This window comes from Oleiphilus sp. HI0128, assembly GCF_001635365.1.
This window is the reverse complement of the sequence record NZ_LWGG01000875.1, coordinates 1-3148: the sequence shown is the minus strand read 5'-3', so window position 1 is coordinate 3148 and position 3148 is coordinate 1. Positions and strand designations below refer to the sequence as shown.

The window sequence follows — 3148 nt, the reverse complement described above, 5'->3', positions numbered from 1 at the left end:
TAGCAGTACATTGATCCACGAGCATAGACTGAAGACAGGCACCACGACGTAATAAGTAAGGTTGGATAGGTTAACGCGTCGCGTTAGCAACCCACGAATACCAGCATGATCACCGTCGAAATTACTTGCTTCATCTGATGCGTTGACGCTTCCCTAACGGGAAGAATGTTAATTAAAAAGAAAGGCTCTGGCCGAGGTTCCGGCAGGATTTTGTGCGGGCCTCTTGACGTGGGGAGTCATACCAACGCCTAGCACAACGGTGGAATAATTTGGCGGGGCTTTTTGCGTTTCTTTGCAAAAACCGCGACATATTATGGAATCCGTTGGTGCTTTTGGTTATGTGTTTAAGCACGGTACACAATCTTATGCACTGCGCTCTGAATTTTGTTGATTTGGTTAGTTTGCTCTTCAGTTAAAGCAGAACCAAATTCACACCTTGCATTGTTTATAGATTCTAATAATTGAGCCCAACCATCGGTAAGACCATTCAATGAAGACAAACCGTCAGCTATTTGATTACTTGCATGTTCGTTACCAGTCGAAACTAAACTAGCTTGCAACCCTTCAATTGCATCGAATAAATCTGTGTTTGATTGGAATTCCATATTCTCTCTATGACACATAACGCCAAGCTAAACGGAGAGGTGAACTGGCGGGCTTTTTGGTACAAAAAGCGTGACAGTTTGCCGAGTCCGTTTGAGCGCTTGGTTATGTGTTTTTAGTTTTAAGCTTCGTAAGAACATACTTATAAATTACCGTAATTGATAGAAGCCATACTAACGCTTTGATTAAAACAATCATTGAAAACCATATAGGTCTGCTATGAAATGAAATTAAATCAGTTGTTCTCAAATTGAGTATTTCTAAATCTGTTGCCACGCCAACGAATTGATGGCCAAGCCAAAAGAACAAAAATATTGATATTAAGAACCATAGTAAACTGTTCGAAATACCCAATTCTTTAAATTGCATATTTACCCTTAATACACATAACGCCCGCCTCAGCGCGCAAAGTTTTATTGGCGGCTTTTGTGCGTGTTTTTGCACAAAAGGTGACAATGAAACTTTGTCCGATGCAGGCGATTGTTATATGAAAATTCAACCATGGTTAATGTTTCCAAAAAACCGGCCACTGTTTTAACCGACAAAAAACTGGTGCTTAAATTACCACCAAAAACTCACCGAAGCCACTGACAATTTACACCGATATAAAATGCCTCTTGAAACCACCGAAGATGCCGCCTTATTACGTTTTCGGTGACGCCACCATCAAACAACCCCGATGTAAGCAAACCGCACGACCATTTTTCTTTGCAGTGAAAAAGGCTGGCGAATGGCACTGTGTTGCTTTACCGCCAACCTTTGACGAAACCACCATCCGTGCACTATGCCTTGCAACCACCGATTTTCTTGCGCCACTGAATTTTTGATTCTTTCAATTACCGCCAACTTTTAACGAAACCACCATCATTGCACCCTGCCTTGCGACCACCGAAATTCTTGTGCCACGGAGTCTATTTTTTGCTTTTTTGGCATATAACGCCTAGCACATGGGCGGAGTACTTTGGCGGGGCTTTTTGCGTGTCTTTGCAAAAAACGCGACACAGTACGGAGTCCTATGGTGCTGCTCGTTAGGTACATTTTAACCACCTTGACTTCATTAATTTAATAACACCAAAAAAGGAAACCAAACCAACCAAGGTGATGATAATACCCCACAGGATACTGATTTGAGGCTCCCTTTCAAAGAAGCTGTTTATTATGGCTGAGATACCAATCCCAACGACACCTAATAGACAAAAACAGACTACAGAAAGGAAATAATTTATAGCTGTTTTCCATTTTGGAGTCTCGGAAAGGTATGTGGCATACGATAAAACGGAAACCGATACTGAGAGCATAATTACTATTCTAAGAGGCATTTCACCGTTTGATGTAGCCTCAATAGGTATTTGAAACACAGACAACGCAACTACAAAAATCGAGAAATATACTCCAAGAGTTAAGGCTAGTTGTGCCCATTGATTATTGGCATTCATTTGGGTACCTAACGCTTTGCTAAACGGAGGAGCGAAATTGGCGCGCCTTTTTGGAACAAAAAGCGCGACACATTTTGCGGAGTCCGTTTGAGCAACTTGTTATAGCTTTTCATTTGTTTGTAGCACTTTCTTTACAACCGTTCCACAACCAAGCGAAAGCAATGCGAGCAACACTAATTGCAACGCCCAAATACTATAAATATATCTATTTGCTTGCTTGGTATTTTTTTTAGATGCCTCTTTAAGCTTTGGCAGATATTCAGGGTTTAATGCTAACTTATTTAGCTGCTCTCGCGTTTTATTGTAAATCTGCTCTTTCGTAAAGACTTGCTCAAATGTAGCCTGAGAAAAATACCCTCTAATTTTATCGTTAAGCCCATTACCAATAGCATAGATACTAATTGCTAATACAAAGCTAAGAAATATTGTAGCCACGACTTTCATACTTTGAGCCTATAACGCCGTGCTTTGCGGCGAGCGACGCGTAGCAGAGCGAGTCCAGCCCACGGGTGTTTTTCCGTGGGCGATGCAAGAGCACTTGGTTATGTGGTGAACCCTTGCAAACCACCAAAGCCCCTGAGTGGAGCGGTAGCGGAACCTAAGCCAGCCAAGCTGCGCGCTAAAATTAATAACGACCCGATTTTACCGAGCCAACTAACAGCACACCACGATAAAAACACAAAACTGTGATGATGCATTTAACTTACTATTGGCACCGGATTACAACTGTGGCGTGCCACTAACCACGAAAACTTAAACGGAGGGATGCTCAAAAAGAAAGGAGGCATCCCAGCCAAATATTGAGCCATTAACTAAAATGGCTGAAACATATAACAGTTTCTTATACGGAATCCATAATTTACCTTATTAGGCGGCGTCCGTATAATCCATATTTGAAATTTACAAAGGATTGTAAATAAAGCATAAGGAAATAGATATGTCTCAGGTCACGGATGATCGAGAAAAACGTTTTTGGAACAACTATATAGCTCAACTTTCTGAGCGCAATATCAAGCCCGCTCTGTTCCAGTGGTATGTGCGTCATTGTGAGCAGTTTATTCGGTATTATACGGACGTCCGGCTTAAGGAACATACCGATCAAAGTGTTC

The 3148-nt window shown here is 41.6% G+C and carries 3 protein-coding genes; all 3 read right to left on the bottom strand.

Annotated features, from left to right (window positions below; genetic code table 11):
* Window positions 1-344: 344 nt before the first annotated feature.
* On the bottom strand, window positions 345-605 hold the full coding sequence (locus tag A3763_RS13890; RefSeq protein WP_068510940.1) for a hypothetical protein: 261 nt from the start codon (window positions 603-605) through the stop codon (window positions 345-347).
* Window positions 606-1631: 1026 nt separating this feature from the next.
* Window positions 1632-2039: a hypothetical protein gene (locus A3763_RS13880; RefSeq protein WP_068510936.1), complete on the bottom strand. Its 408-nt coding sequence runs from the start codon at window positions 2037-2039 to the stop codon at window positions 1632-1634.
* A 99-nt stretch (window positions 2040-2138) separates the two neighbouring features.
* Window positions 2139-2483 carry a hypothetical protein gene (locus A3763_RS13875; RefSeq protein ID WP_068510934.1) on the bottom strand — a complete coding sequence of 115 codons (345 nt, stop codon included), beginning with the start codon at window positions 2481-2483 and terminating at the stop codon, window positions 2139-2141.
* Between the last annotated feature and the right edge of the window lie 665 nt (window positions 2484-3148).